Source organism: Pseudomonas sp. W2I6 (assembly GCF_030815935.1).
Taxonomy (GTDB): Bacteria; Pseudomonadota; Gammaproteobacteria; order Pseudomonadales; family Pseudomonadaceae; genus Aquipseudomonas.
The window spans coordinates 3905260-3929990 of record NZ_JAUSXJ010000001.1; the positions used below are offsets into that span (position 1 = coordinate 3905260).

Annotated in this window: 20 protein-coding genes and 2 pseudogenes; 13 read left to right on the forward strand and 9 right to left on the reverse strand. The window is 59.0% G+C overall.

Annotated elements, in window-relative coordinates:
* Positions 1-212: 212 nt before the first annotated feature.
* Positions 213-1067 (forward strand): bifunctional methylenetetrahydrofolate dehydrogenase/methenyltetrahydrofolate cyclohydrolase FolD, encoded by an 855-nt coding sequence (gene folD, locus QF039_RS18080; protein ID WP_003207853.1) that lies wholly within the window; start codon positions 213-215, stop codon positions 1065-1067.
* 209 nt (positions 1068-1276) lie between these two features.
* Positions 1277-2209 (forward strand): D-alanyl-D-alanine endopeptidase, encoded by a 933-nt coding sequence (gene pbpG, locus QF039_RS18085; RefSeq protein ID WP_003207851.1) that lies wholly within the window; start codon positions 1277-1279, stop codon positions 2207-2209.
* Positions 2210-2256: 47 nt separating this feature from the next.
* Here pbpG and QF039_RS18090 read toward each other — a convergent pair whose 3' ends face one another.
* Entirely contained in the window at positions 2257-2886 is a 630-nt protein-coding gene (locus QF039_RS18090; protein WP_023658984.1) for a peptidase C39 family protein, read from the reverse strand.
* A gap of 263 nt (positions 2887-3149) precedes the next feature.
* On the opposite strand from QF039_RS18090, the gene QF039_RS18095 reads away from it, so the two are divergent.
* Entirely contained in the window at positions 3150-3311 is a 162-nt protein-coding gene (locus tag QF039_RS18095; RefSeq protein ID WP_003207847.1) for a hypothetical protein, read from the forward strand.
* A 4-nt stretch (positions 3312-3315) separates the two neighbouring features.
* Here the strand turns inward: QF039_RS18095 and QF039_RS18100 are convergent, their stop codons facing one another.
* Positions 3316-3726, reverse strand: coding sequence for a hypothetical protein (locus tag QF039_RS18100; protein ID WP_102369542.1), 411 nt, complete (start codon positions 3724-3726; stop codon positions 3316-3318).
* 216 nt (positions 3727-3942) lie between these two features.
* On the opposite strand from QF039_RS18100, the gene QF039_RS18105 reads away from it, so the two are divergent.
* Genes QF039_RS18105 through QF039_RS18115 form a run of 3 tightly spaced genes read left to right on the forward strand, consistent with a single transcriptional unit; the run spans position 3943 to position 9722 of the window.
* Positions 3943-7164, forward strand: a complete 3222-nt coding sequence (locus QF039_RS18105; RefSeq protein WP_087693205.1) for an efflux RND transporter permease subunit — start codon at positions 3943-3945, stop codon at positions 7162-7164.
* Positions 7154-8320 carry an efflux RND transporter periplasmic adaptor subunit gene (locus tag QF039_RS18110; RefSeq protein ID WP_102369543.1) on the forward strand — a complete coding sequence of 389 codons (1167 nt, stop codon included), beginning with the start codon at positions 7154-7156 and terminating at the stop codon, positions 8318-8320. The genes QF039_RS18105 and QF039_RS18110 overlap by 11 nt, the downstream gene beginning before the upstream one ends.
* The gene (locus tag QF039_RS18115; RefSeq protein WP_307519863.1) at positions 8304-9722 is read left to right on the forward strand and encodes an efflux transporter outer membrane subunit; all 1419 of its coding nucleotides are present in this window, start codon (positions 8304-8306) and stop codon (positions 9720-9722) included. Before QF039_RS18110 ends, QF039_RS18115 begins: the two co-directional genes overlap by 17 nt.
* A gap of 51 nt (positions 9723-9773) precedes the next feature.
* On the opposite strand, the gene QF039_RS18120 is transcribed toward QF039_RS18115, so the two are convergent.
* The 4 genes from QF039_RS18120 to QF039_RS18135 all read right to left on the reverse strand — a co-directional run bounded on the left by QF039_RS18120 (position 9774) and on the right by QF039_RS18135 (position 13532).
* On the reverse strand, positions 9774-11021 hold the full coding sequence (locus tag QF039_RS18120; protein ID WP_307519865.1) for an ATP-grasp domain-containing protein: 1248 nt from the start codon (positions 11019-11021) through the stop codon (positions 9774-9776).
* On the reverse strand, positions 11018-11947 hold the full coding sequence (locus QF039_RS18125; protein ID WP_087693201.1) for a DMT family transporter: 930 nt from the start codon (positions 11945-11947) through the stop codon (positions 11018-11020). The genes QF039_RS18120 and QF039_RS18125 overlap by 4 nt, the downstream gene beginning before the upstream one ends.
* A gap of 75 nt (positions 11948-12022) precedes the next feature.
* On the reverse strand, positions 12023-12586 hold the full coding sequence (locus QF039_RS18130) for a phosphoribosyltransferase family protein (RefSeq protein WP_177022258.1): 564 nt from the start codon (positions 12584-12586) through the stop codon (positions 12023-12025).
* Between the two features lie 4 nt (positions 12587-12590).
* Positions 12591-13532, reverse strand: coding sequence for a cysteine synthase family protein (locus tag QF039_RS18135; RefSeq protein WP_177022259.1), 942 nt, complete (start codon positions 13530-13532; stop codon positions 12591-12593).
* Between the two features lie 215 nt (positions 13533-13747).
* Here QF039_RS18135 and QF039_RS18140 point away from each other — a divergent pair.
* Positions 13748-14089 (forward strand): annotated as a pseudogene (locus QF039_RS18140) (RND transporter); the annotation flags it as partial.
* A gap of 142 nt (positions 14090-14231) precedes the next feature.
* Here QF039_RS18140 and QF039_RS18145 read toward each other — a convergent pair.
* Both QF039_RS18145 and QF039_RS18150 read right to left on the reverse strand, forming a co-directional pair.
* A pseudogene (locus QF039_RS18145) lies at positions 14232-15516 on the reverse strand (Zn-dependent hydrolase).
* A 179-nt stretch (positions 15517-15695) separates the two neighbouring features.
* A complete protein-coding gene (locus tag QF039_RS18150; protein WP_003207834.1) occupies positions 15696-17183 on the reverse strand; it encodes an NCS1 family nucleobase:cation symporter-1 in 1488 nt (495 codons plus the stop codon).
* A gap of 601 nt (positions 17184-17784) precedes the next feature.
* Here QF039_RS18150 and hydA point away from each other — a divergent pair.
* The 3 genes from hydA to preA all read left to right on the forward strand — a co-directional run bounded on the left by hydA (position 17785) and on the right by preA (position 22030).
* Positions 17785-19224: a dihydropyrimidinase gene (gene hydA / locus QF039_RS18155; protein ID WP_003207833.1), complete on the forward strand. Its 1440-nt coding sequence runs from the start codon at positions 17785-17787 to the stop codon at positions 19222-19224.
* 164 nt (positions 19225-19388) lie between these two features.
* A complete protein-coding gene (locus QF039_RS18160; RefSeq protein WP_003207831.1) occupies positions 19389-20756 on the forward strand; it encodes an NAD(P)-dependent oxidoreductase in 1368 nt (455 codons plus the stop codon).
* Positions 20756-22030 carry an NAD-dependent dihydropyrimidine dehydrogenase subunit PreA gene (gene preA, locus QF039_RS18165; RefSeq protein ID WP_003207829.1) on the forward strand — a complete coding sequence of 425 codons (1275 nt, stop codon included), beginning with the start codon at positions 20756-20758 and terminating at the stop codon, positions 22028-22030. Before QF039_RS18160 ends, preA begins: the two co-directional genes overlap by 1 nt.
* Before the next feature lie 119 nt (positions 22031-22149).
* Here preA and QF039_RS18170 read toward each other — a convergent pair whose 3' ends face one another.
* Positions 22150-22770: a TetR/AcrR family transcriptional regulator gene (locus QF039_RS18170; protein ID WP_003207828.1), complete on the reverse strand. Its 621-nt coding sequence runs from the start codon at positions 22768-22770 to the stop codon at positions 22150-22152.
* A gap of 144 nt (positions 22771-22914) precedes the next feature.
* Here QF039_RS18170 and QF039_RS18175 point away from each other — a divergent pair, with 144 nt between their 5' ends.
* From QF039_RS18175 to copD, 3 genes are read left to right on the forward strand one after another with little or no spacing between them, the layout of a single operon-like run.
* Complete coding sequence (locus tag QF039_RS18175) at positions 22915-23358, forward strand: GNAT family N-acetyltransferase (RefSeq protein ID WP_307519874.1); 444 nt, start codon at positions 22915-22917, stop codon at positions 23356-23358.
* Between the two features lie 23 nt (positions 23359-23381).
* The gene (gene copC / locus QF039_RS18180) at positions 23382-23747 is read left to right on the forward strand and encodes a copper homeostasis periplasmic binding protein CopC (RefSeq protein WP_003207825.1); all 366 of its coding nucleotides are present in this window, start codon (positions 23382-23384) and stop codon (positions 23745-23747) included.
* Between the two features lie 3 nt (positions 23748-23750).
* Entirely contained in the window at positions 23751-24608 is an 858-nt protein-coding gene (gene copD / locus QF039_RS18185) for a copper homeostasis membrane protein CopD (RefSeq protein WP_307519876.1), read from the forward strand.
* Positions 24609-24731 lie beyond the last annotated feature (123 nt).

Consider the following 24731-nt stretch of genomic DNA (forward strand, 5'->3'; position numbering starts at 1 on the left):
TGGAGGATTACAAACTAACCAGTGCTAGGCTGTGCCCGACAAGTGCGACGAATAGTATAGATGGACCCGAAACCCGTCAAATCCTTTTTATAAAAAATTCATTTTATTTAAGGGGTTAGGGGAATTTGCAGACCAAGCGCCTTTGCCCTCACGCCATGGCATGCGAGAATGCGCGCACTTTTCTTCCCCCTCTCGATGGTTAATCACGCGTAATGACTGCACAACTTATCGACGGCAAATCAATCGCCGCCAGCCTGCGCCAGCAGATCGCCAAACGAGTCGCCGAGCGCAGCCAACAAGGCCTGCGCACGCCGGGCCTCGCGGTGATCCTGGTCGGCAGCGATCCTGCCTCTCAGGTTTATGTCTCGCACAAGCGTAAAGACTGTGAAGAGGTCGGCTTTATTTCCAAAGCCTACGACTTGGCTGAAGACACCACCCAACAGGCCCTCACCGACCTGATCGACAGCCTCAACGACGATCCGGCCATCGACGGCATCCTGCTGCAACTGCCATTGCCCGAGCATCTGGACGCGTCGAAATTGCTCGAACGCATCCGTCCGGACAAGGACGTCGACGGTTTCCACCCTTATAACGTCGGCCGCCTGGCCCAGCGTATCCCGCTGCTGCGCCCGTGCACCCCGAAGGGCATCATGACCCTGCTGGAAAGCACCGGCGTCGATCTGTATGGCCTGGATGCCGTCGTCGTCGGCGCCTCGAACATCGTCGGTCGCCCGATGGCCATGGAACTGCTGCTGGCCGGCTGCACCGTGACCGTGACTCATCGCTTCACCAAGGACCTGGCCGGCCACGTTGGCCGCGCCGACCTGGTGGTCGTCGCCGCCGGCAAGCCGGGCCTGGTCAAGGGTGAGTGGATCAAGGAAGGCGCCATCGTCATCGACGTGGGCATCAACCGCCAGGACGATGGCAAGCTCGTGGGCGACGTGGTGTACGAAACCGCCCTGCCCCGTGCCGGCTGGATCACCCCGGTACCCGGTGGTGTCGGCCCGATGACCCGTGCCTGTCTGCTGGAAAACACCCTGTACGCCGCCGAAACCCTGCACGTCTAATAACCAGCCGTTCTGAAAGAGCCCTGCCTTATCGCAGGGCTTTTTATTGGCCGAAAAAAAGTAGTTTTTTCTTTGTTTTTAAGGGGTTTCATCTGTTTCTAGAAGAACATTCGACAGTTTCTGATCCATACTTCTAGAATGTAACGTTATTTGTCAGAACCTCCGTTGCAGAACGGTATATCCCTACTTTTTTTAGCGAGTTCATCCGCGTGAAAATTCATCTTTCCATTGTCAGCCTATTTTTTGCATTGACAGGCACCTTCGCGAGCGCAAGCGAAACCACCACCGCTCCCCGCGACATGTCCACCCTGCACATCGCCTCCGGCAGTGCGATGGTGGTAGACCTGCAGACCAACAAAGTCATCTATGCCAGCAACCCGGATGTCATCGTGCCGATCGCCTCGGTGAGCAAACTGATGACCGGCCTGATCGTGCTGGAAGCCAAGCAGAACATGGATGAATACATCGACATCAACATCAAGGACACGCCAGAGATGAAAGGCGTGTTCTCCCGGGTCAAGATCGGCAGCGAGATGCCGCGCAAGGAGATGTTGCTGATTGCCCTGATGTCCTCGGAAAACCGCGCCGCCGCCAGCCTGGCCCACCACTACCCGGGCGGCTACCCGGCCTTCATTGCAGCGATGAACGCCAAGGCCAAGGCACTGGGCATGACCAGTACCCATTATGTGGAACCTACCGGCCTGTCGATCCATAACGTGTCCACCGCCCGCGACCTGAGCAAGCTGCTGGCCGCCGCACGCAAGTACCCGATGCTCAGCCAGTTGAGCACCACCAAGGAAAAGACCGTCTCGTTCCGCAAACCCAACTACACCCTGGGTTTCTCCAACACTGACCACCTGATCAACCGCGCCAACTGGGACATCAAGCTGACCAAGACCGGCTTTACCAACCAGGCCGGCCATTGCCTGGTACTGGTGACCAGCATGGGTAATCGCCCGGTGTCGCTGGTGATCCTCGATGCCTTCGGCAAATTCACCCACTTTGCCGATGCCGGGCGCATCCGCAGCTGGGTCGAAACCGGCAAGAGCGGCTCGGTGCCAGACGTCGCATTGCGCTACAAGGCTGACAAAAACCTGAAGAACCGCCCACGGGCGAATGTTCAGGTCACCGAATCCCGCTGATTCGTAAACAGACACATAAAAAACGGCGCCCTTGAGCGCCGTTTTTTTTATTTGGCCTGGCTGGCCAGTGTCTTGACTGCTTGGGCCGCCGCCTGTTCCTGGCCCGCCTGGGCCGTGGCGCTGGCAGCCTGCTGCCAGCGCTGGGCGTCGACCTTGACCGGCAACTGGGTGGGCCGCTGAATAAGTACCGCCCACTTGCCGCCGTCTTTCCACGCCGACTCAAACGCACTGAAATCCATCGGCATGCGCCGCGCCAAGCCTGAACGCAGCAACACCATGCTCTTCTGCTTGTTGTAACCCACCACCACGACATACCGCGGCCCGGCCCAGAAGGTCGAGCCCTGGGTGATACGCGCCATCACCGGGTACCCGGCCGCGACCTGTGCCAGCAGCGCCGGCAGCTGATCTTCCAGCGGGTACACCAACATCCCGTATTCACGGGCCAGCACCTGCATGTTGCGCTCAAGGTCCGCTTCAGCGCCCGGCAAATGCAGTGGCTTATCCAATAGCCCCGGTGTAATCACAATGCCTTGTTGAGACAGCATGCTGGCCAGAGCGGCTGGGCCACCGAGGTAAGTCTCACCGCGAAACGCCGGCACGCCCTTGAGCTCGACACTCTCCGGCAGGCCCGGGATGCTCGTGGGTTTTGGATGCGAGGAACAGGCCGCCAGCCCCATGAAACAGGCGGCGACCCACCAGGAGGTTTTAATGTTCGAGGGAAACCGCAACTTCTTCACTCACTTGATCAACGGTCGACGTGGGCCCTGATCATAGGACGCTCCGGGGCGCGGGTATAGCCTTGCAGCGCAGTAAAAGGCCGGCGATAGAGCAAACAAGTTGGACGCACACGACCATTGGTCAATAGCAGGCAACCTGCGGATAGCTAGACTGTCCATTGAGAAGACAGTGTGTGCCCGGCACCGGGCGAAAGGAGGCACTTATGAGCCTGACAACAACGATTCTGCTTTTGATCTGTGGCTGGCTGGCCGTCGCCGCCGCCATGCTGTGGGGCGTGATGCGCGTGACCCGCCGGCACCATCACCCACACGTAAAACCCGCAGCACCCGGCAAGCTGCACAAACCCGCCGGGCACCACGCCTGACGCCTTAGCCAGGCATGCAACTGAAGTCTTCGGTCTGCGCCAATTCCTTGCCGTGGCTATCCTTCAACTCGGCACGCACCGACGTACCCAGGCTGGATTCCACCAGGGTGTAATGCTCGCCGGCCTTGAAGTTGCCGTAGGTCACATGCCCGCGACAATCCTGCTGGTTATCATCCCCCGCCTCTTCTTCAAACAAGGTGACGTCCAGGCGATGCGCGCCGGGTTTCACTTCGAAGTAGCGGCCATCATTAATGTTTTTACCGTCTACCCGCTCGGCCATCAGGTCGTTGGGTGCCTCCTCTTGCAAGCCGATCCAGGCTTCGCTCGGGTCCGCCTTCGGCATCGGGCCGGCACATGCCGACAACAACAGGACCGCACTCAAGGCCGGGATCAACAACAAGGGTTTAAGAGACATGGCAGAACTCCAAATGGATAAAGAGTGAACAGGCGAAACAGCTCCCGTTCGATCGGTATCCAGCTTGTTACTGTCACCATTGTTGAACAAATGAATACATATGAAAGGATCTTCAGCCGTTAACTAAATCTTCCTTCACCTGGCTGAAAGGTGCGTGTTAGGTGGGTCCGTCAAGACTGCGAGCGTTTGCAATCCAACTCCTTTGGAGGTTACGGCATGCTCGGGCTGGTAAAGACCGCACTGCTCAAGCCCTACACGTTTATCGTGCTGGCAATTTTCATCTGCATCATCGGGCCCATGGCGGCCTTGCGTACCCCCACTGACGTATTTCCCGATATTGGCATCCCCGTCGTTGCGGTGGTTTGGCAGTACAACGGCCTGTCTCCGGACGCCATGGCCGGTCGCGTGATCTACACCTACGAACGCTCCCTGAGTACCACCGTCAACGACATCGAGCACATTGAATCGCAGTCGTTACCCGGCATGGGCATCGTGAAGATTTTCTTCCAGCCCGGCGTGGATATCCGCACCGCCAACGCCCAGGTAACAGCGGTGTCACAAACCGTGCTCAAGCAGATGCCACCGGGCATTACGCCGCCGCTGATCCTCAACTACAGCGCCTCTACGGTGCCGATTCTGCAGATGGCGTTCTCCAGCCCCAGCTTGTCGGAAGCGAAGATCCGCGACCTGGTGCAGAACAACATCCGCTTGCCCCTGAGCGCCCTGCCCGGCCTGGCCATGCCCACGCCAATGGGCGGCAAGCAACGCCAGATCACCCTCGACCTCGACCCACAGGCGCTGGCCGCCAAAGGTCTCTCGGCGCAGGACGTAGGCAACGCCCTGGCCCTGCAGAACCAGATTATCCCGGTGGGTACCGCCAAACTCGGCCCCAACGAATACACGATTTTGCTCAACAACAGCCCGAAGGCGATTGATGAGCTCAACGACTTGCCGATCAAGACAGTCGACGGTGCGATCATCACCATCGGCCAGGTGGCCCACGTGCGTGACGGCTCGCCGCCGCAGACCAACATCGTGCGCGTCGACGGCCACCGTGCGGTGCTGATGCCGGCCCTGAAAAACGGCAGCATCTCCACCCTGTCGATCATCGACGGCATCCGCCAGATGCTGCCGCGCATCAATGAAACCCTGCCGCCGTCGCTGAAGACCTCACTGCTCGGCGACGCCTCGGTGTTCGTCAAACAGTCGGTGGGCAGCGTGGCCCAGGAAGGCATCATCGCCGCCTTGCTGACCAGTGCGATGATCCTGCTGTTCCTCGGCAGCTGGCGCTCGACCATCATCATCGCCGCGTCGATTCCCCTCGCGGTGCTGTCGGCCATCGCCCTGCTGGCGGCCACCGGGCAAACCCTCAACGTCATGACCCTCGGCGGGCTGGCGTTGGCGGTGGGGATCCTGGTGGACGACGCCACAGTGACCATCGAGAACATCAACTGGCACCTGGAACAAGGCAAGGCGGTGAAGGACGCGATCCTCGACGGCGCCAAGCAAATCGTCGGCCCGGCGTTCGTGTCCCTGCTGTGTATCTGCATCGTGTTTGTGCCGATGTTCATGCTGCAAGGCATCGCCGGCTACCTGTTCCGCCCGATGGCATTGGCGGTGATTTTCGCCATGGCCAGCTCGTTCATTCTGTCGCGAACCCTGGTGCCGACCCTGGCGATGTTCCTGCTCAAGCCGCACGTGCCGGAGCAAGGTGAAGGTCATCACCCGGAAGATGAATTCATCAACCATCACGAGGGCGACCAGCACAAACCGCAGCGCAACGCGGTGCTGCAATCGGTGCTGAATTTCCAGCAGGGTTTTGAGCGTCACTTCTCCAACGTGCGGGACGTTTACCACGGCCTGCTGACCCTGGCCCTCGGCGCCCGCAAGCGCTTCATCATCGGCTTCCTGGCGTGCATCCTCGCCTCGTTCCTGCTGCTGCCAAGCCTGGGCCAGGACTTCTTCCCGGCCACCGACGCCGGTGCCATGGCCCTGCACGTGCGCTTGCCGCTGGGCACACGCATCGAAGAAAGCGCCGCAGCATTTGACCGGATCGAAGCGCGGATTCGCGAGATCGTTCCGGCCGACGAACTGGACACCATCGTCGACAACATCGGCATCCCGCTGAGCGGCATCGACATGGCCTACAGCAGCAGTGGCACCATCGGCCCACAGGACGGCGATATCCAGGTCACCCTGAAAAAGGACCATGCGCCCACCGCCGACTACGTGAAAAAACTGCGTGAAGCGTTGCCCGAAAGCTTCCCCGGCAGCCAGTTCGCATTCCTCCCGGCCGACATCAGCAGCCAGATCCTCAACTTCGGTTCGCCGGCCCCGCTGGACGTGAAAATCTCCGGGCGCAGCGATGAAGAAAACCGCGCCTACGCCATCGAACTGGAACGTCGCCTGAAACACATACCGGGCATTGCCGACCTGCGCATCCAGCAGTCCACCGGCTACCCGTCACTGCAAGTCAACGTGGACCGCATGCGTGCCAACGGCCTGGGCATCACCGAGCGTGACGTAACCAACAGCATGGTTGCGTCCCTTGCCGGCAGCTCGCAAACCGCACCAACGTTCTGGCTCAACCCGGCTAACGGCGTGTCGTATTCGATCGTGGCAGCCACCCCGCAATACCGCCTCGACAGCCTGCCGTCCCTGGAAGCGTTGCCGGTAACCGGTGCCGATGGTCAGTCGCAGATCCTCGGCGGCGTGGCGACCATCTCGCGGGTACAAAGCCCGGCGGTGGTGACCCACTACAACATCGAGCCGACCCTGGACCTGTACGCCAACGTGCAAGGCCGCGACCTCGGCGGCGTCGCCAGCGATGTGCAAAAAGTGCTGAACGACATGGCCCCGATGCGCCCCAAAGGCGCGACCATCAGCCTGCACGGGCAGATCGATGCGCTGCATGAAGCGTTCAACGGCTTGAGCTTCGGCCTGCTCGGTGCGGTGGTGCTGATCTACCTGCTGATCGTGGTCAACTTCCAGTCCTGGACCGACCCGTTCGTGATCATCACCGCACTGCCGGCAGCGCTCGCGGGAATCGTCTGGATGCTGTTCCTCAGCGGCACGTCATTGTCGGTGCCCGCACTCACGGGGGCCATCCTCTGTATGGGCGTGGCCACCGCCAACTCGATCCTGGTGGTGAGCTTCTGCCGAGAGCGTCTGGCCGAACATGGCGATGCACTCAAGGCCGCACTGGAAGCCGGCTACACCCGTTTCCGCCCGGTCTGCATGACCGCCCTGGCGATGATCATCGGCATGTTGCCGCTGGCCTTGTCCGAAGAACAAAACGCGCCGCTGGGACGTGCCGTGATCGGCGGCCTGATCCTCGCCACCACTGCCACTTTGCTGTTTGTACCCGTGGTCTTCAGCCTGGTCCACGGTCGTCACCCTACTCGCGCTGCTGCTGGAGAAACTTCACATGTCGTCTGATCACAAACCCTCGCGCAAGCGTCTGATGCTCATGGGTGTCGGCGGCCTGACACTGGCCGCCCTGTTGGTCGCCAACGGCCTGCACGCCCGTACGATGCATGAAAAATCCGTCACCGCCTGGACCGAAACCGCTGCCGTGCCGCAGGTGCTGGTGTTCCAGCCCAAACAGAACGCGGCCGGCGACACCCTGCGCCTGCCCGCGCATCTGGAAGCCTGGAGCAAGGCACCGATTCATGCGCGGGTCAGCGGTTACCTGAAAGACTGGAAAGTCGACATCGGCAGCCAGGTCAAGGCCGGGCAGATTCTCGCCGAGATCGACAGCCCCGACCTCGACCAGCAAGTGGCGCAAACCCACGCCCGCATGGTGCAGGAACAGGCCAACGCACGCCTGGCGCAAACCACCGCCACCCGCTGGAAAAACCTGCTGGACAGCCATTCGGTATCGCGCCAGGAGGCCGATGAAAAAACCTCGAATGCCCTGGCCGCCAAGGCCAACGCCCAGGCCGCCGAGGCTGACTATGCGCGGCTCTCGGCGCTGGAAGACTACAAGACCATTCGCGCGCCATTCGCCGGTGTGATCACCGCGCGCAACACCGACATCGGCCAGTTGATCAAGGCTGACAGCGACAGCGATCCGGAACTGTTCGACATCGCCGACACCCACCAACTGCGCCTCTACGTGCCGGTGCCGCAGAACTACGCCGCGGTGATTCATCCCGGGCTGGCCGCCCAACTGACGGTACCCGAGCACCCCGGCGAACACTTCAGCGCGAAGCTGATGGGCGACTCCACCGCCATCGACCGCCGCTCCGGCACCCTGCTCGCACAGTTCGTGGCCGACAACCCGGACGGCAAGTTGCTGCCCGGCGACTACGCCGAAGCCACCCTGGCGATTCCGGCGGATACCCATGGCGTGAGCATCCCGGCCAGCGCCCTGATCTTCCGGGCCGAAGGCACCCAGGTCGCGGTACTGGACGCCAAGAACCACGTGCACCTGCAAGACATCCACATCGGCCTCGACCTCGGCGAGCGCCTGGTGATTGACCAGGGCCTGAAACCCGCCGATCGCGTAGTCGACAACCCACCCGACGCCCTGCGCGAAGGCGACGCCGTGCAAATGGCCGATGCCGGAGGTGCCCATGCGCCCAAGGCTTAACCCCCTCGCGGCCCTGGTATTGGTGGCACTGCACGGTTGCTCGCTGGCGCCCACCTACAAGGCGCCGACCATCGACCTGCCGGCCAAGTACCGCGAACAGACCAGCGACGGTCCGTGGCACAGCGCGCAACCGTCCGACCAACTGGCGCCGAAGTGGTGGCAGCTGTATCAGGACCCGCGCCTGAACGACCTGCAGGAACAACTGCTCAAGGCCAACCCGGACCTGGCCGCAGCGTTGGCGCATTTCGATGCGTCACAAGCGTATGCCAGCCAACTGCATGCCGGGCTGTTCCCGCAAATAACCGCCAGCGCGCAACCGTTGCGCCAGCGGCAATCGGACAATCGGCCACTGCGGGGTGATACCCAGCCTTCGGTGTACAACAGCAACACGGCGGGGTTTGCGCTGAGCTTCGATCTGGATCTGTGGGGCAAAATCCGCAACCAGGTGGCGGCTGGCGATGCACAGGCCCAAGCCTCCGGGGATGATTTGGCGGTGGCACGCCTGAGCTTGCAGCATCAGTTGGCGACGCTGTACGTGCAGCTCAACGGACTGGATGCCCAGAGCCGGATTCTCAGCAGTTCGCTGGATGATTTTGGCCAGGCGCTGAAACTGACCCGCAGCCGGTACGAGGGGCAGATCGCCTCGGAGCTCGACCTGACCCGGGCGCAGAATCAGCTGGCTGAAGCACAGGCGCAGCTTGACGATGTGCGCGGTCAACGCAATCTCACCGAGCATGCGATTGGTGAATTGGTGGGCGTATCCGCCAGTGAATTCCAGCTGCCGCCGAGCCAGCAATTGATCGCGCTGCCGGGGATTCCGCAACAACTGCCGAGCCACCTGCTGCAACGCCGGCCGGATATCGCGGCAGCCGAGCGACGGGTGTTTGCGGCCAACGCGAATATCGGCGTGGCCAAGGCGGCGTGGTACCCGGATTTCAGTTTGACCGGCTTGATTGGCGGGCAGACCCAAGGTGTGGGCAACTTGTTCTCCGCCGCCAATCGGTATTGGGCGCTGGGGCCGCTGGTGAATCTGCCGATCTTTGATGGCGGTCGGCTGAGCGCCAATGAGCGCCAGGCCAAGGCAGAGTTTGAAGAGGCTTCGGCGCACTATCGCAGCCAGGTGTTAAGAGCCGTGCGTGAGGTGGAAGACAACCTTGGGCAACTGCGCGACTTGCAGCAGGAGGCGATGGACGAACAAGCCGCCGCGAATGCCGCCGAGCACACACAGGCACTGGCGATGAACAGTTACCAGGCGGGGGCTGTGAGCTATCTGGATGTGGTGACGGCGCAGACGGCGGCGTTGCAGGCGCAGCGCACGTTGCAGGCGGTGCAGACGCGGCAATTGCAGGCGAGTGTGGATTTGGTGACGGCGCTGGGCGGAGGCTGGTTGCCTGGGGCGTGAGGTTGCTTCCTACAACCGGGATCACATACGGGAGTTTTGTTGATCCGGACGTCAGGGCGCCAAGTAGGCTCCCACAGCCTCGAGTGCTCGAAGCTTCAAATAATCCGCCTTGATGACCGCGTTGTCGGCATGCACCAAATAAATGGTACCCGGTTGGCTGAATACGTCTTTGGTCATGCCAATCGGCTGCCCGCTGCCAACGTAGAACACCGAATAAAAATAGGACTCGAGCTTCAGAAGCTCGCTTAAAAACAGCTCTTTGGTGAAACAACCCGGCGAACGATTGATTAGGCAGACGTTATAGCTGTGCAGCAACAATTCATAACCTACCTGGGCGTCAAGCAAGCGCTCAAATTGTTCCGGCTCAACGATGGACATAACCGTGGCGCGAATCTGCCCCAGTCCTGTCGTCTGTTCGGATACTTCAGGACGAAGAATTCCGTCGGTGCGCGCTGCGATCTCCACAAGTCTGGGACCTTTTTCGGTCAGCATAACCTCCGCGTGGCTAGGGCCATTTTCAATGCCCAGGCTTCTGACGACCTTGCGGGTGTAGTCGACCAGCAGCTCACACTCAGGCTCGGCAGGGCTGACCAGTTCATCAATGTCGTAAATGACGCTACCGCTGTCCAGCCGCTCCTTTCGGTATCTCACCACTTCAGTGACCATCTGCCTCACGCCCAGGGAGACCATATTCACAACATATTCCACACCAACCAAATATTCCTGGATCAGGACCTGAGCGTTCCTAATATTGAGTCGATTGGTCGTTCCCAAAACCTTTCCGAAGGCGACCTCACAATCTTGCAAATCATCGCAAATATAAACCCCATCCGCGCCTGCACTATCCAGAGGTTTCAGCACCACGGGAAACCTGCCATGCCCCAGGATCCAGGCCTTGGCCGCATTCCATGACTCAACGATAGCCTGTTGCGCGGCTGGCAGCCCAGCGTCGGCGACACAACGGATCATTTCAAACTTGTTCCTGCGCGCTTGAGTTCGGTTGAATTGGTTGCGATAAGGAAGATTGAGCTGCTCGTTGAGCCAATCAGACAACAACACACCGGTTTCAGCCCCAGCGATGATGTACTGGGGATCGAACGTCGCAACGCGTTCGACCGTCGCTTCCAACTGCTTATTGACGATCAGACATTCATAAATCGAGGCATCGAAACCCATGTAGTAATAATCATCGAGCGTCGCGGACGACGCCACATGGATCAACGTACAGCCTCGCTCACGCAACGCTTTCGCGACAAACTTACCGGATGAAAAACCATCGACTATCACGACTCTGCTCATCTCAATCCCCGCCTTTCGAGATACAGACTTGCGATTGCTCGTCCAGAGAGTAAAAAAATAATGACGCCAACCGCCGTGACACTGGCTGCCGAAAACTCCACTCGTGTGTCGAGATATTGAAGCAGCAGGACAAACACCGGCAGTGTCAGCAGTAACAGCGATACATGGATAGCACTGAGATAATGAATGGTTTTTTGAATCAGATAAATCGGCAGCAAATGGCCAATCACCACTAACGTCAGCATCGGCCAGAACAGCTCAGGGCCCAAGGCAAAACCGACACCCGTCGCGGGAATCAAGACGACACAGGCAATGATCATCACCACATTTCGGACCGCCAGAATTTCATAAACAACCCACTGTCGAGCGAATAGCTTTTTCGAGACGATCGTATACATCACGGTGCCCAACGCGCACACCAGAACGCTGACGATGCCAAGCATTCGCTGCCCGGTAGTGGTGGAAGACACACCACTGTCACCCATGAATGACTTGAACAACATGATTCCCACGGAAATCAGTACCAGCCAGGAAATCAATGTATCCGCCAACGCGGTTTTAACTCTGTTTTTATCAAGAGCAGAGAGGATGAGCGTTAGCGCCGGCCCGCATGCCACTGAGGCCACGCCGACAACGGCAGGTTCCAGATAACGGAGTGCGTAGAATAGGCCGCCCCAGTTCAATAGAACTGCAACATTGACTAAAAAAACTAACAATATGTTTTCGCACAGTTTTAAGATAAGTTTTTTGTTACTTCGCAAGAGCGTAAAACTTAGAAAAAACGCTCCTGAAAAACTGAAGCAGTAAAAAATGACTACCAAGGGATTTATCATTTGGGTAACAAAAGCCACATACACGTCAAATGCAGCACTGATAAAGCAAAAAATCAGCCCAAGCACCATTCCGCGCCGCATCAAGCTACTCATTTAAATCACCAGATGGTGTGCAACCTTGACGGGCTTCGAATTGCTTCATCGTCTTGATGCCATCTAAAATCCACATCAGTCAATCACCTCAACACCTCCAGCCCTCACATTGATTTTTATTATAGTTTTTACCAAAATCCCAGTTTTCTCAAACACTTCCCCGATTCCTCCGCTGCCTACTTTTTCTACTGCACAGATAACACCTAAAACTTCCCCGCCACTTGCTCTAACGGCGTCAACCAATGAAACAATCGTCCCCCCGGTACTCAACGTATCATCAACGATGACAACTCGATCATCGCGACCTATTCCGTTGAGATATAGTTTCCCGTCAAAGTATTCTGAACTAATATCCACAACCTGCTCATTTAGACAACCCAGGCTATAGGGATACCAGCGCGCCATCGCAAGAGGAATGCCAGTCAATAACGAAACCGCTGTGGCGAGAGGTGCCCCTTTATCCTCCTCAGTAACAATTTTAGTAGCAGTCAGATCCATAAGCCTAATTGACCTCTGAGCGACTTCCATCAAAACTTGTGGCCGCAGCGCGGGAATCTGATCCGCAAATTCATTAACCGTAGTCAATGCTTTTCCAGAATTCACAACATCGGCGTTCCTATAAACATCTTCAAGTAACATTTTTTCAATCCTCCCTGTATTCTGGATAAATACCATCCCAGCGACTTCTATATTTCCACGCACTATCAAAAAATAGAGTCACGATATTTTGATTGTTACACTCCCGAATAATCTCGTCACAGACCAATAAATTTGCGCCGCAAGTTGGTCCAATCTGGATACCCGAATCAACGATAAATTGCTTCATGCGCTGCCAAGACCGGGCGCCATCCACTAACCGCACCTCATCTACAAGTTCAGGTATCGTATTAATGGATAATACTCCAGCCCCCAACCCCATAAGATTATGAGGACGATGCTTAAAAGCCGTATTTTTCTTCATCGCGTAGAGAGGTGCCGAACTTTTGACCTCTATACCTATAGCTTTAATTTCTTTGTATTCTCGTTTCAACACTTCTGCAATACCGGAAAACGTTCCCCCTGTACCGATGGAGCATATGAAAAAGTCAGGTATGACATTCATCTTTTTTAGTGCATTGACGATTTCTTCGCCACAGCCGTGCCATGCCTCTTTATTTAGTAGCGTATTGGACTGATCCAGAAAGTAGGTATTTCCTTCTAGTGCTTCTGAGGAAAACTTTTTGGCCATCGTTGCCGCTCCAGCTAAAAACTCTTCTTTTGGAGTTTCGGTTATTTGTGCCCCATAAGATAAAATTTGTGCTTTGCGTTCCTGCGTCATGCCCTCTGGCATAAAAACTCTTATTGAATAACCTTTTTCTCTGCCTATCCATGCGAGCGCGGCACCTCCGTTCCCTGTGGAACTATCCACCAGTATCATGCCAGGTTGAATAACCCCCGATGCCTCTAGCTTGGTAATGATACTCAAGTAGGTTCTATCCTTATGACTGCCCGACGGGTTCATAAACTCGCACTTTGAAAACACCCGATTTCCGCTGTCGCTTTTAACCTCCACAAGTGGCGTATCTCCTATATCACCTAGCTTCATTATTCCTCCTTTAACCCAAGCATTTATTCCGATGCATTTGACCCTATCAAAACATTGCAAAAGTAAATAGCTAGCAAAACGGTTAGGTGCTTGCAAAAAAAACTAACACCTTCAGGTAGCACCGATAACGGAAAAATGAAAAAGGGAACTTTCACACAAGCTGCTCGGATGTGACCTTCATACTATTTAACCCATTATCTGCAGTTACTAGTATCCACTGGGCTCTGGGGCCCTTGGTAAACCGGCCGATCTTCAACGGCGGGCGCCTGAGTGCCAAGCCAAGGCCGAGTTTGAAGAGGCCTCGGCCCACTACCTCAGCCAGGTTTTACGCGCCGTGCGCAAGGTTAAAGATAACTAGGGGCAACTGCCGGATTTGCAGCAGAAAGCGCTGGATGAACAGTTATCTGGCGGGGGCTCTGAGTTATCTGGATGTGGTGACGGCGCAGACCGCAGCGTTGCAGGCGCAGCGCACGTTGCAGGCGGTGCAGACGCGGCAGTTGCAGGCGAGTGTGGGGTTGGTGACGGCGCTGGGCGGAGGCTGGAAGCCCGACGCCTGATACCTGTCTCAAGAACGACAGTGATCAACTGTGGGAGCGGGCTTGCTCGCGAAGGCGGTGGGTCAGCACCGGATATGCTGGCTGACACACCGCCTTCGCGAGCAAGCCCGCTCCCACATTTTATCGCAGTGACTGGACGTACTCAGGCAGCCAACTTGCCGCTGGCGATTGCCACCGAAGCTGCCACCATCGCCCTCAGCAACACCGCACAACCCCGCCGCCAAATCATCCGGCGCCGCGTTCTCGATTTCGTTATGGCTGATGCCACCTTCACACGGCACAAAGATCATCCCCGCGGGCCCCAGTTCCGCGACGAAAATCGCGTCATGCCCTGCCCCGCTCACGATATCCATGTTCGACAACCCCAACCCATTGGCCGCATCACGCACGGCATCCACGCAGCCTTTGTCGAAGTACAGCGGCGGGAAGTCAGCGGTGGGTGTCATCTCGAATGTGAGGCCGTGCTTGGCGCAGGTCTCGTCGATCACCTTGCGCACCTGGGCAATCATCGAATCCAGCCGCGCCGGTTCCAGATGGCGGAAGTCCAGGGTCATGCGCACTTCGCCAGGAATGACGTTGCGTGAGCCCGGATACGCTTGCAGGCAACCGACGGTGCCGCAGGCGTGAGGCTGATGACCCAACGCCGCCGCGTTAACTGCAGCCACCACGGCCGCGGCACCGACCAGGGCATCCTTGCGCAGGTGCATCGGGGTCGGCCCCGCATGCGCCTCGACACCCCGCAGTTTCAGGTCGAACCATTTCTGGCCAAGGGCGCCCAGCACCACACCGATGGTTTTCTTTTCATCCTCAAGAATCGGACCTTGCTCGATATGTGCTTCGAAATATGCGCCCACCTTGTGCCCGCTCACCGGGCGTGATCCGGCATACCCAATGGCATTCAGCGCATCGCCCACGGTCACGCCGTCGGCATCCGTCTTGGCCAGCGTGTCGGCCAGGGTGAATTTCTCGGCAAACACCCCGGAGCCCATCATGCATGGAGGAAAGCGCGAGCCTTCTTCGTTGGTCCACACCACCACTTCCAGCGGCGCTTCGGTTTCCACCTTCAGGTCATTGAGGGTGCGCAACACCTCAACGCCTGCCAGCACACCAAAACAGCCATCAAACTTGCCGCCGGTGGGCTGGGTGTCGATATGGCTGCCGGTCATCACCGGCGGCAACTGGGGATTGCGCCCGGGCCGGCGGGCGAAGATATTACCGACGCCATCGATGGTCACGGTACAGCCCGCTTCCTCGCACCACTTCACAAACAGGTCGCGGGCCTGGCGATCGAGGTCGGTCAGGGCCAGGCGGCAGACGCCGCCCTTGGGGGTGGCGCCGAGCTTGGCGAGTTCCATCAGGGACAGCCACAGACGATCGCGGTTGATGTGCTGATGGGTGGATTGCAGAACGTCTATGGCAGCGTTCATGGGGATCTCCTCAGGCAGTAGTTCTTATGAATTTGACCAGACTCTCACTGGAGGACTGCGATCAAAAATGTGGGAGCGGGCTTGCTCGCGAAGGCGGTGATTCAGCTAACACATCTGGCGACTGGCACACCGTATTTGCGAGCAAGCCCGCTCCCACATTTGATTGCATTCCACATCGATTAAAGCGGTGTTTTCACGGCGACCACACGAGCCCCGCGTTTCATGCAGAGGGCGTAATACAATAGGCCACCGAGCGCCGAGCCGGTGAACCAGCCATAGCTGTAGAACCAGCTGAACGCATCACTGCCCAGGGACAGCAAGGTCAGCACCACCGGCACGCCAAACGCCAGGAAGCCATGCCAGTTCCACGCCGGGTACACGTCATCGCGATACAAACCGGCGAGGTCCAGTTGCTGTTTCTTGATGATGAAATAGTCCACCACCATGATCCCGGCGATCGGCCCCAAGAGGCTTGAGTAACCCAGCAACCAGTTGGAATAGACGGTTTCCAGGCTCACGTCGGAGATGATCAGCCCGAGCTTTTTCAGCAGCTCATGGGCCATCAACGCCAGGCCCACCAGGCCGGTGAGCACCACCGCCGTGGTGCGGTTGATCAGCTTGGGGGCGATGTTCTGGAAGTCGTTGGTGGGCGAGACGATGTTCGCCGCGGTGTTGGTGGACAAGGTGGCGATGATGATCAGCGCCATCGCCACGGCCACCCACACCGGGCTCTGGATATGACCGATCAGGGTGACCGGGTCGGAGACGCTGACGCCCACCAGTTTCACCGAGGCGGCGGTCATGATTACGCCGAGGGCGGCGAACAGGAACATGGTCAGCGGCAGGCCGAAAATCTGCCCGAGGATCTGGTCTTTCTGGCTTTTGGCGTAGCGGCTGAAGTCGGGAATGTTCAACGACAAGGTGGCCCAGAAACCCACCATCGCGGTCAGGCCCGCCATGAAGTAGCCGGTGAGGCTGGCGCCTTCGGGACGTTTGGGCGGGATCGCCATCAGCTCGGTCAGCGACACATTCGGCAGCGCCCACACCAGCAGCCCGATACCCACCGCCACCAGCAGCGGTGCCGACAGGGTTTCCAGCCATTTGATCGACTCGGCGCCACGCAATACCACCCACAGGTTCAGGGTCCAGAAGATCATGAAGCCGATCACTTCACCGGTGCCGCCAAGGGATTTCCAACCCTCGAAAATCGACCCCAGGAACAGGTGGATCGCCAGGCCGCCAAACATCGTCTGGATACCGAACCAGCCACACGCCACCAACGCGCGGATCAGGCACGGCACGTTGGAGCCGAGCACGCCGAAGGACGAGCGCAGCAACACCGGAAACGGGATGCCGTACTTGGTACCGGGGAAGGCGTTGAGGGTCAGCGGGATCAGCACCACGATATTGGCCAGCAGGATCGCCATCAGCGCCTCGCCCACCGACAACCCGAAGTACGCGGTGAGCACGCCGCCCAGGGTGTAGGTCGGCACACACACCGACATGCCGATCCACAGCGCGGTGATATGCCACTTGTTCCAGGTGCGTTCGCGCACCTTGGTCGGTGCCATGTCGTGGTTGTAGCGGGGGCTGTCGAGGACGTCGGGGCCGGCGTCGAGTTCGTACAGGCCGTTGCGCTCAATGACTTGCGATCTGTTCTGTTGCATGGCCGCTCCACGGTTTTTTCGAATTATTTTTGCTCATCCCGTGACGTGCACGGGATGGCCGGAGTACCTCGTTGACAACATGACATCCGGGACCCGGCCAACCGCCACCGCACTCAATAACCGTGCCGTAAACCGTCAACCTGCCCGCACCGCTTGTATAACTTGCTGATGTTTATCAGCTTTATTGTCTCGACCGAAGAGCCCCTCGTTACTTTCAGCGTTACTCAGGCCAACTAACGCAGAAGTTGTCCGAACCCTCAGGACTCAATCTGGTGCAACACAATTATTTTTATTTACCGGCCCCGTCAAGAGGCATGTCTCAAGCGTCTGATTTGCAATAGGAAATGTTGCTCATATTGTGAACCTGTCAAGTGCGTCAAAATGGTGAGAGGCCGCTACATTTTGGTGATTTTGATTTTTTATCGTTAAAATTCAATTACTTAATAAAGATATAAGCTTATAAAAAATATTCTTGCTCATTCGAAAAACTCGGGCTAGTTTCTATTCCTGTCACCGCTGACAGGAATTAATTTTCCAGCGGCGCGATGCATGACAACACTTAGAACTGGCACAAGCCGGTCAAGCCTGTGAGGAACTCGACATGTCGCTGTTGATCCGTGGCGCTACCGTTATTACCCATGATGAAAGTTACCGAGCCGATGTTTTATGCGCAGACGGTCTAATCCGCGCCATTGGCACTGATCTGGATATTCCCGCCGGCACCGAGATACTCGACGGCAGCGGTCAATACCTGATGCCCGGCGGCATCGACCCCCATACCCATATGCAGTTGCCCTTCATGGGCACCGTGGCCAGTGAAGATTTTTTCAGTGGCACGGCCGCCGGGTTGGCGGGCGGCACCACGTCGATCATCGACTTCGTGATTCCCAACCCGCAGCAATCCCTGCTGGAAGCCTTCCATCAGTGGCGCGGCTGGGCCGAGAAGTCGGCGTCCGACTACGGCTTTCACGTCGCCATTACGTGGTGGAGCGAACAGGTCCGCGAGGAAATGGCCGAGCTGGTGAGCCAACACGGCATCAACAGCTTCAAGCATTTCATGGCGTACAAGAACGCAATCATGGCCGCCGACGACACCTTGGTGGCGAGCTTCGAACGCTGCCTGGAACTGGGTGCGGTACCGACGGTGCATGCCGAAAACGGCGAGCTGGTGTATCACCTGCAACGCAAGCTGATGGCCCAGGGCATTACCGGGCCTGAAGCGCATCCGTTGTCGCGGCCTTCGCAGGTGGAAGGTGAAGCCGCCAGCCGGGCGATCAGGATTGCCGAAACCATCGGCACGCCGCTGTACCTGGTGCACGTGTCCACCAAGGAAGCGCTGGATGAAATCACCTACGCCCGCAGCAAGGGCCAGCCGGTGTACGGCGAAGTATTGGCCGGGCATCTGCTGCTGGACGACAGCGTGTATCAACACCCCGACTGGCAGACCGCCGCCGGCTATGTGATGAGCCCGCCCTTCCGCCCGCGCGGGCATCAGGAGGCACTGTGGCATGGCTTGCAATCGGGCAACCTGCACACCACCGCCACCGACCATTGCTGCTTCTGCGCCGAGCAAAAAGCCGCCGGGCGGGATGACTTCAGCAAAATTCCCAATGGCACTGCCGGTATCGAAGACCGCATGGCGCTGTTGTGGGATGAGGGCGTGAACACCGGGCGCTTGTCGATGCAGGAATTCGTTGCGCTGACGTCTACCAACACGGCGAAGATCTTCAACCTGTATCCACGCAAAGGAGCGATCCGCGTGGGGGCCGATGCTGACCTAGTGCTGTGGGACCCGCAAGGCACACGGACCATTTCCGCGAAGACTCACCACCAGAAAGTCGACTTCAACATCTTCGAAGGCAAGACCGTGCGCGGCGTGCCGAGCCATACCATCAGCCAGGGCAAGCTGGTCTGGGCGGATGGGGATTTGCGCGCCGAACGGGGTGCGGGTCGGTATATCGAACGGCCGACGTATCCGCCGGTGTTTGAGCAGTTGAGCAAGCGGGCGGAGCGTTCCAGGCCGGTTGCTGTGAAACGCTGAGGCCGCCATTCGCGAGCAAGCCCGCTCCCACATTCGCCCCCATTCCAACAGGATAAATGCAGTCGAATGTGGGAGCGGGCTTGCTCGCGAAGAGGCCGGTACAGGCAACAAAAAAAACCACTGCCCACCAGAGGCAGCACCTCAAAAACCGTGAGGCCAATACCGTGATCCAGACCCTGAACCATCTTCCCCACCCCCATGAAGATGCGGCGGCCCTCGCCGCGCATTTCACCGACCTGGCGCCGCCGCTCAATGCCCGGCAAGCCCAACTGGAAGCCTCGCGCTGCCTCTACTGCTACGACGCACCGTGCGTCAACGCGTGCCCCAGCGAGATCGATATCCCGTCGTTCATCCGCAATATCCACACGGAGAACGTCCAGGGCGCCGCACAGAAGATTCTCTCGGCGAATATCCTCGGCGGCAGTTGCGCCCGGGTCTGCCCGACGGAAATCCTCTGCCAGCAAGCCTGCGTGCGCAACAATGCCGAGGAATGCGCCCCGGTGCTGATCGGCCTGTTGCAGCGTTACGCGGTGGACAACGCGCACTTCAGCGAACACCCGTTCCAGCGCGCCGCGCCCACCGGCAAGCGCATCGCGGTGGTCGGCGCCGGGCCTGCGGGGTTGTCCTGCGCCCATCGCAGCGCCCTGCACGGCCATGACGTGGTGATTTTCGAAGCCCGGGAAAAAGCCGGCGGCCTGAATGAATACGGGATCGCCAAGTACAAGCTGGTGGATGACTTCGCGCAAAAGGAACTGGATTTCCTCCTGCAAATTGGCGGCATCGAGATCCGTCACGGCCAGCGCCTGGGCGACAACCTGACCTTGAGCGAACTGCACCAGCAGTTCGATGCAGTGTTCCTCGGCCTTGGCCTGGCTGCCAGCAAACAGCTCGGCCTGCCACACGAAGACGCCCCCGGCCTGCTCGCCGCCACCGACTACATCCGTGAACTGCGCCAGGCCGACGACCTCAGTCAACTGCCCCTGGCCGACCGTTGCATCGTGCTCGGCGCCGGCAACACGGCCATCGACATGGCGGTGCAAATGGCCCGCCTCGGTGCCCGTGACGTCAACCTGGTGTATCGCCGTGGCCTGGCTGAAATGGGCGCCACCGGCCATGAGCAGGACATCGCCAAGGCCAACCAGGTACGCCTGCTGACCTGGGCCCAGCCCGAAGAAGTGTTGCTCGACGACCAGGGCCATGTGCGCGGCATGCGTTTCGCCCGCACCCGCATGGTCGATGGCCGCCTGCAAGCCACCGGCGAGACCTTCGAACTGGCCGCCGACGCGATCTTCAAGGCCATCGGCCAAGGCTTCGACGACGAGGCGCTGCACGACCCGCTGGCCCACCAACTGCAACGCCAAGGCGATCGGATCTTCGTCAACGAACAGCTGCGCACCAGCATCCCCGGTGTGTACGCCGGCGGCGATTGCGTCAGCCTCGGCCAGGACCTCACCGTCCAGGCCGTGCAACATGGCAAGCTGGCCGCTGAAGCCATGCACGCCCAACTCATGCTGAATGTGGAGGCTGCGTAATGGCCGATCTCTCGATTGTATTCGCCGGTATCAAAGCCCCCAATCCGTTCTGGCTGGCCTCCGCGCCGCCTACCGACAAGGCCTACAACGTGGTCCGCGCCTTTGAAGCAGGCTGGGGCGGCGTGGTCTGGAAAACCCTCGGCGAAGACCCGGCAGCGGTCAACGTCTCATCGCGCTACTCGGCGCACTTTGGTGCCAACCGTGAAGTGCTCGGCATCAATAACATCGAGCTGATTACCGACCGCTCCCTGGAGATCAACCTGCGGGAAATCACCCAGGTGAAAAAGGACTGGCCGGACCGCGCGCTGATCGTGTCATTGATGGTGCCGTGTGTTGAGGAGTCGTGGAAGCACATCCTGCCACTGGTGGAAGCCACCGGCTGTGACGGCATCGAGCTGAACTTCGGCTGCCCCCACGGCATGCCGGAACGCGGCATGGGCGCGGCGGTGGGCCAGGTGCCGGAGTATGTGGAACAGGTGACGCGCTGGTGCAAGACCTATTGCTCGCTGCCGGTGATCGTCAAGCTCACGCCGAACATCACCGACATACGCGTGGCGGCGCGGGCAGCGTATCGCGGGGGCGCGGATGCGGTGTCGCTGATCAACACCATCAACTCCATCACCAGTGTCGACCTGGAGCGCATGGTCGCCCTGCCGATGGTCGGCACCCAAAGCACCCACGGGGGTTACTGCGGCTCGGCGGTGAAACCCATCGCACTGAACATGGTGGCGGAGATTGCCCGGGACCCACAGACACAAGGCTTGCCGATCTGCGGGATTGGCGGGATTGGCAACTGGCGCGATGCAGCGGAATTCGTCGCGCTGGGCTGCGGCGCGGTGCAGGTGTGCACGGCGGCGATGCTGCATGGGTTTCGGATTGTCGAAGAAATGAAGGACGGGCTGTCGCGGTGGATGGACAGCCAGGGTTACAGCAGCCTGCAGGAATTTTCCGGGCGGGCGGTGGGCAATACGACGGATTGGAAGTACCTGGATATCAATTACCAGGTGATCGCCAAAATTGACCAGGCGGCATGTATTGGCTGTGGGCGTTGCCATATTGCCTGTGAAGATACGTCGCACCAAGCGATTGCCAGCTTGAAGCAGGCGGATGGGACACATAAATACGAGGTGATCGATGATGAGTGCGTGGGGTGCAACCTGTGCCAGATCACCTGCCCGGTGGCGGACTGTATCGAGATGGTGCCGGTGGATACCGGAAAGCCGTTTTTGAACTGGACGCAGGATCCGAGGAACCCCTACCGCGAGGCGGTGTAGCCTGAATGATCGTTCCCACGCTCCGCGTGGGAATGCATCCGTTGACGCTCCGCGTCACGACCTTAAGAGCGGACGCAGAGCGTCCAGGGCGGCACTCTCACGCGGAGCGTGGGAACGATCTAGGGCTCCAACCCGATCCCCCGCAGGATCACACTCGTCACCGTCTGCACCGCCCGCTCAAACTGCATGTCCGACAACGGCTGATGGTCATTCAGGATCTTCACCTGATGGTCAAAGTCGGCATAGTGCTGGGTCGACGCCCAGATCATATACAGCAGGCTCGACGGCTCCACCGGCAAAATCCGCTTGTCCTCCACCCACTGGCGGATCTTCGCTTCCTTCATCTTGGCCCAGTCATACAGGCTCACATCCAGCGCCTCCCCCAGGGTTGGCGCGCCGTGGATGATTTCATTCGCCCAGACTTTCGAACCATAAGGCCGGCTGCGGGAATGTTGCATCTTGGCGCGGATGTAGCTGCTGAGCACCACCCGCGGGTCGTCGAACATCTCGAAGCACAGGGCGTCCTGCTTCCACACCTCGAGCAGGTCGAACAACACCGCGCTGTACAGCTCGCTCTTGGTACTGAAGTAGTAATGCAGGTTGGAGCGCGGCAGTTGCACTTCTTCAGCGATGTCGGCCATGGCGGTGCTGCCATAGCCCTTCTCGGCGAAGACCTTTTCAGCCGCCAGCAGAATCTTTTCGACGTTGACCCGACGAATACCGATCTTGTGATTGCCCATAAGGGCTCCCTGACAACAACATGGCTTCAAGACTACCATCCGCTCTAGATCGCGGCGACACGCCACTGTGAAACTTCGTACAAGAACCTTCCCCGTCGATAGCGGATTGGTTAGCATCGCCATCCCCTCGAAGGATCATCCCCCATGACTATTCGACAGCGAAGCGCGTGTGACGACCCGGTGCTGGGTGCACTGTGGGAACGCTCGGTGCGCGCCACCCATGACTTTCTCAGCGAAGACGACATCCAGCGCCTGCTGCCCCTGGTACGCGACTGCTACCTGCCGATGCCCGCACTTGAAGTGTGGGTGTACGAAGATGCCCAAGGCATTGGCGGCTTCGTCGGCACCAGCGGCAATAATGTCGAGATGCTGTTTATCGACCCGAACCGACGCGGCCAGGGCATCGGTCGCCAGTTGCTGGACTTCGTCCGCGCCCGCCACGACACCCTGCGGGTCGACGTGAACGAGCAGAATCCACAGGCCGTGGGTTTCTACCTGCACTATGGTTTTATCCAGACCGGCCGCTCGCCCGTCGATGGCGAAGGCAAGCCCTTCCCCTTGTTGCACATGGCACTACCGAACGACTGACTCTCACCTGAAGGTATTGAACAATGTTGATCAAGAAGACCCTCACCACCGTTGCCCTGCTCGCTTCCCTGCTGGGCGCCTCGGCCGCGTTTGCCCACGCCCACCTGAAAAGCTCGGAGCCTGCCGCCGACAGCAGCGTCGCCGCGCCCAAGGACCTGCGCCTGACGTTCAGCGAAGGCGTTGAAGCGACCTTCACCAAGGTATCCCTGAGCAAGGACGGCACCGAAGTCGCGATCAAGGGCCTGGAAACCCCGGACGCCGACAAGAAAGTATTGGTGGTGACACCGGCCGCACCCTTGGCCGCCGGCACCTACAAAGTGGTGTGGAACGCGGTCTCGGTGGATACCCACAAGAGCAACGGTGAATACAGCTTCAAGGTCGGCCAATAATCCATGGCCACCCTGCTGGTGCTGTGCCGTTTCCTGCATTTCATCGTCGTGCTGTTGATGTTCGGGGCCTGTGTGTTCAGGCCCTGGCTGCTGGGCGCGGGACCGCAACCGGTGCTGGACCGCCAACTGTCGCGCATCACCCAAGGGTTGGCGTGGCTGGCATTGGTGTCGGGGGTGGCGTGGCTGCTGTTGATCAGCGCGAGCATGGCCGGTGTCGGGCTGGGCGTGCTGGAATGGTCGACCGTGCAGTTGGTGCTGGGCAAAACCTTCTTCGGCCAGGTCTGGACCTGGCACTTGCTACTGAACGTGCTGCTGGTGCTGGGCCTGATGACGCCGTGGAAGGCGTTGCGCCTGCCGCTCTGTGCATTGCTGCTGGCGACACTGGCACCGGTGGGCCATGGCGCCATGCTCAATGGCATGGCCGGACAGCTGCTGATCCTCAATCAGGTGGTGCACCTGGTGTGTGTCGGTGCCTGGCTGGGCGGCCTGCTCCTTCTGGTGTTGATCCTCAGGCAGTCGCCCCGCTATCCGTTGGAACCGATCCTCAAGCGCTTCAGTGGCATCGGTTATGGCCTGGTGACAGGGCTGCTGGTGACCGGATTGATCAACGTGCGGGTGCTCACCGGGCAGTTCTGGCCGACGCCCTTGTTCACAGGGTTCGCCCTGATCCTGTTGATCAAGGTGCTGCTGGTGTTCGGCATGCTCGCCCTGGCGCTGCTGAACCGCCTGCGGATTCACAACTGTGAGCAGCGGCTGCCTGCCTTGAAGGCCAGCGTGATGATTGAATGGTTACTAGGTGTTTCAGCGGTAGCCGCCGTTTCGCTGCTTGGCACCCTGCCGCCCATGGTTGCAGCGGGATAACTCCTTCCCCACTGACTCCCTTCACGCAGGGAGTCATCGTATAACTTTCGATTGACAACCCCCTGAAACCTCGCAAATATCGCCCTCAATGTTGTACGACAACGTATAACAAAAAATAAAAAC

Coding starts and splice junctions, on each gene's coding strand:
- folD (WP_003207853.1), top strand. CDS start 213: ATGACTGCACAACTTATCGACGGCAAATCAATCGCCGCCAGCCTGCGC.
- QF039_RS18090 (WP_023658984.1), bottom strand. CDS start 2,886: ATGGGGCTGGCGGCCTGTTCCTCGCATCCAAAACCCACGAGCATCCCG.
- QF039_RS18095 (WP_003207847.1), top strand. CDS start 3,150: ATGAGCCTGACAACAACGATTCTGCTTTTGATCTGTGGCTGGCTGGCC.
- QF039_RS18100 (WP_102369542.1), bottom strand. CDS start 3,726: ATGTCTCTTAAACCCTTGTTGTTGATCCCGGCCTTGAGTGCGGTCCTG.
- QF039_RS18105 (WP_087693205.1), top strand. CDS start 3,943: ATGCTCGGGCTGGTAAAGACCGCACTGCTCAAGCCCTACACGTTTATC.
- QF039_RS18110 (WP_102369543.1), top strand. CDS start 7,154: ATGTCGTCTGATCACAAACCCTCGCGCAAGCGTCTGATGCTCATGGGT.
- QF039_RS18115 (WP_307519863.1), top strand. CDS start 8,304: ATGCGCCCAAGGCTTAACCCCCTCGCGGCCCTGGTATTGGTGGCACTG.
- QF039_RS18120 (WP_307519865.1), bottom strand. CDS start 11,021: ATGAGCAGAGTCGTGATAGTCGATGGTTTTTCATCCGGTAAGTTTGTC.
- QF039_RS18125 (WP_087693201.1), bottom strand. CDS start 11,947: ATGAGTAGCTTGATGCGGCGCGGAATGGTGCTTGGGCTGATTTTTTGC.
- QF039_RS18130 (WP_177022258.1), bottom strand. CDS start 12,586: ATGTTACTTGAAGATGTTTATAGGAACGCCGATGTTGTGAATTCTGGA.
- QF039_RS18135 (WP_177022259.1), bottom strand. CDS start 13,532: ATGAAGCTAGGTGATATAGGAGATACGCCACTTGTGGAGGTTAAAAGC.
- QF039_RS18150 (WP_003207834.1), bottom strand. CDS start 17,183: ATGCAACAGAACAGATCGCAAGTCATTGAGCGCAACGGCCTGTACGAA.
- hydA (WP_003207833.1), top strand. CDS start 17,785: ATGTCGCTGTTGATCCGTGGCGCTACCGTTATTACCCATGATGAAAGT.
- preA (WP_003207829.1), top strand. CDS start 20,756: ATGGCCGATCTCTCGATTGTATTCGCCGGTATCAAAGCCCCCAATCCG.
- QF039_RS18170 (WP_003207828.1), bottom strand. CDS start 22,770: ATGGGCAATCACAAGATCGGTATTCGTCGGGTCAACGTCGAAAAGATT.
- QF039_RS18175 (WP_307519874.1), top strand. CDS start 22,915: ATGACTATTCGACAGCGAAGCGCGTGTGACGACCCGGTGCTGGGTGCA.
- copC (WP_003207825.1), top strand. CDS start 23,382: ATGTTGATCAAGAAGACCCTCACCACCGTTGCCCTGCTCGCTTCCCTG.
- copD (WP_307519876.1), top strand. CDS start 23,751: ATGGCCACCCTGCTGGTGCTGTGCCGTTTCCTGCATTTCATCGTCGTG.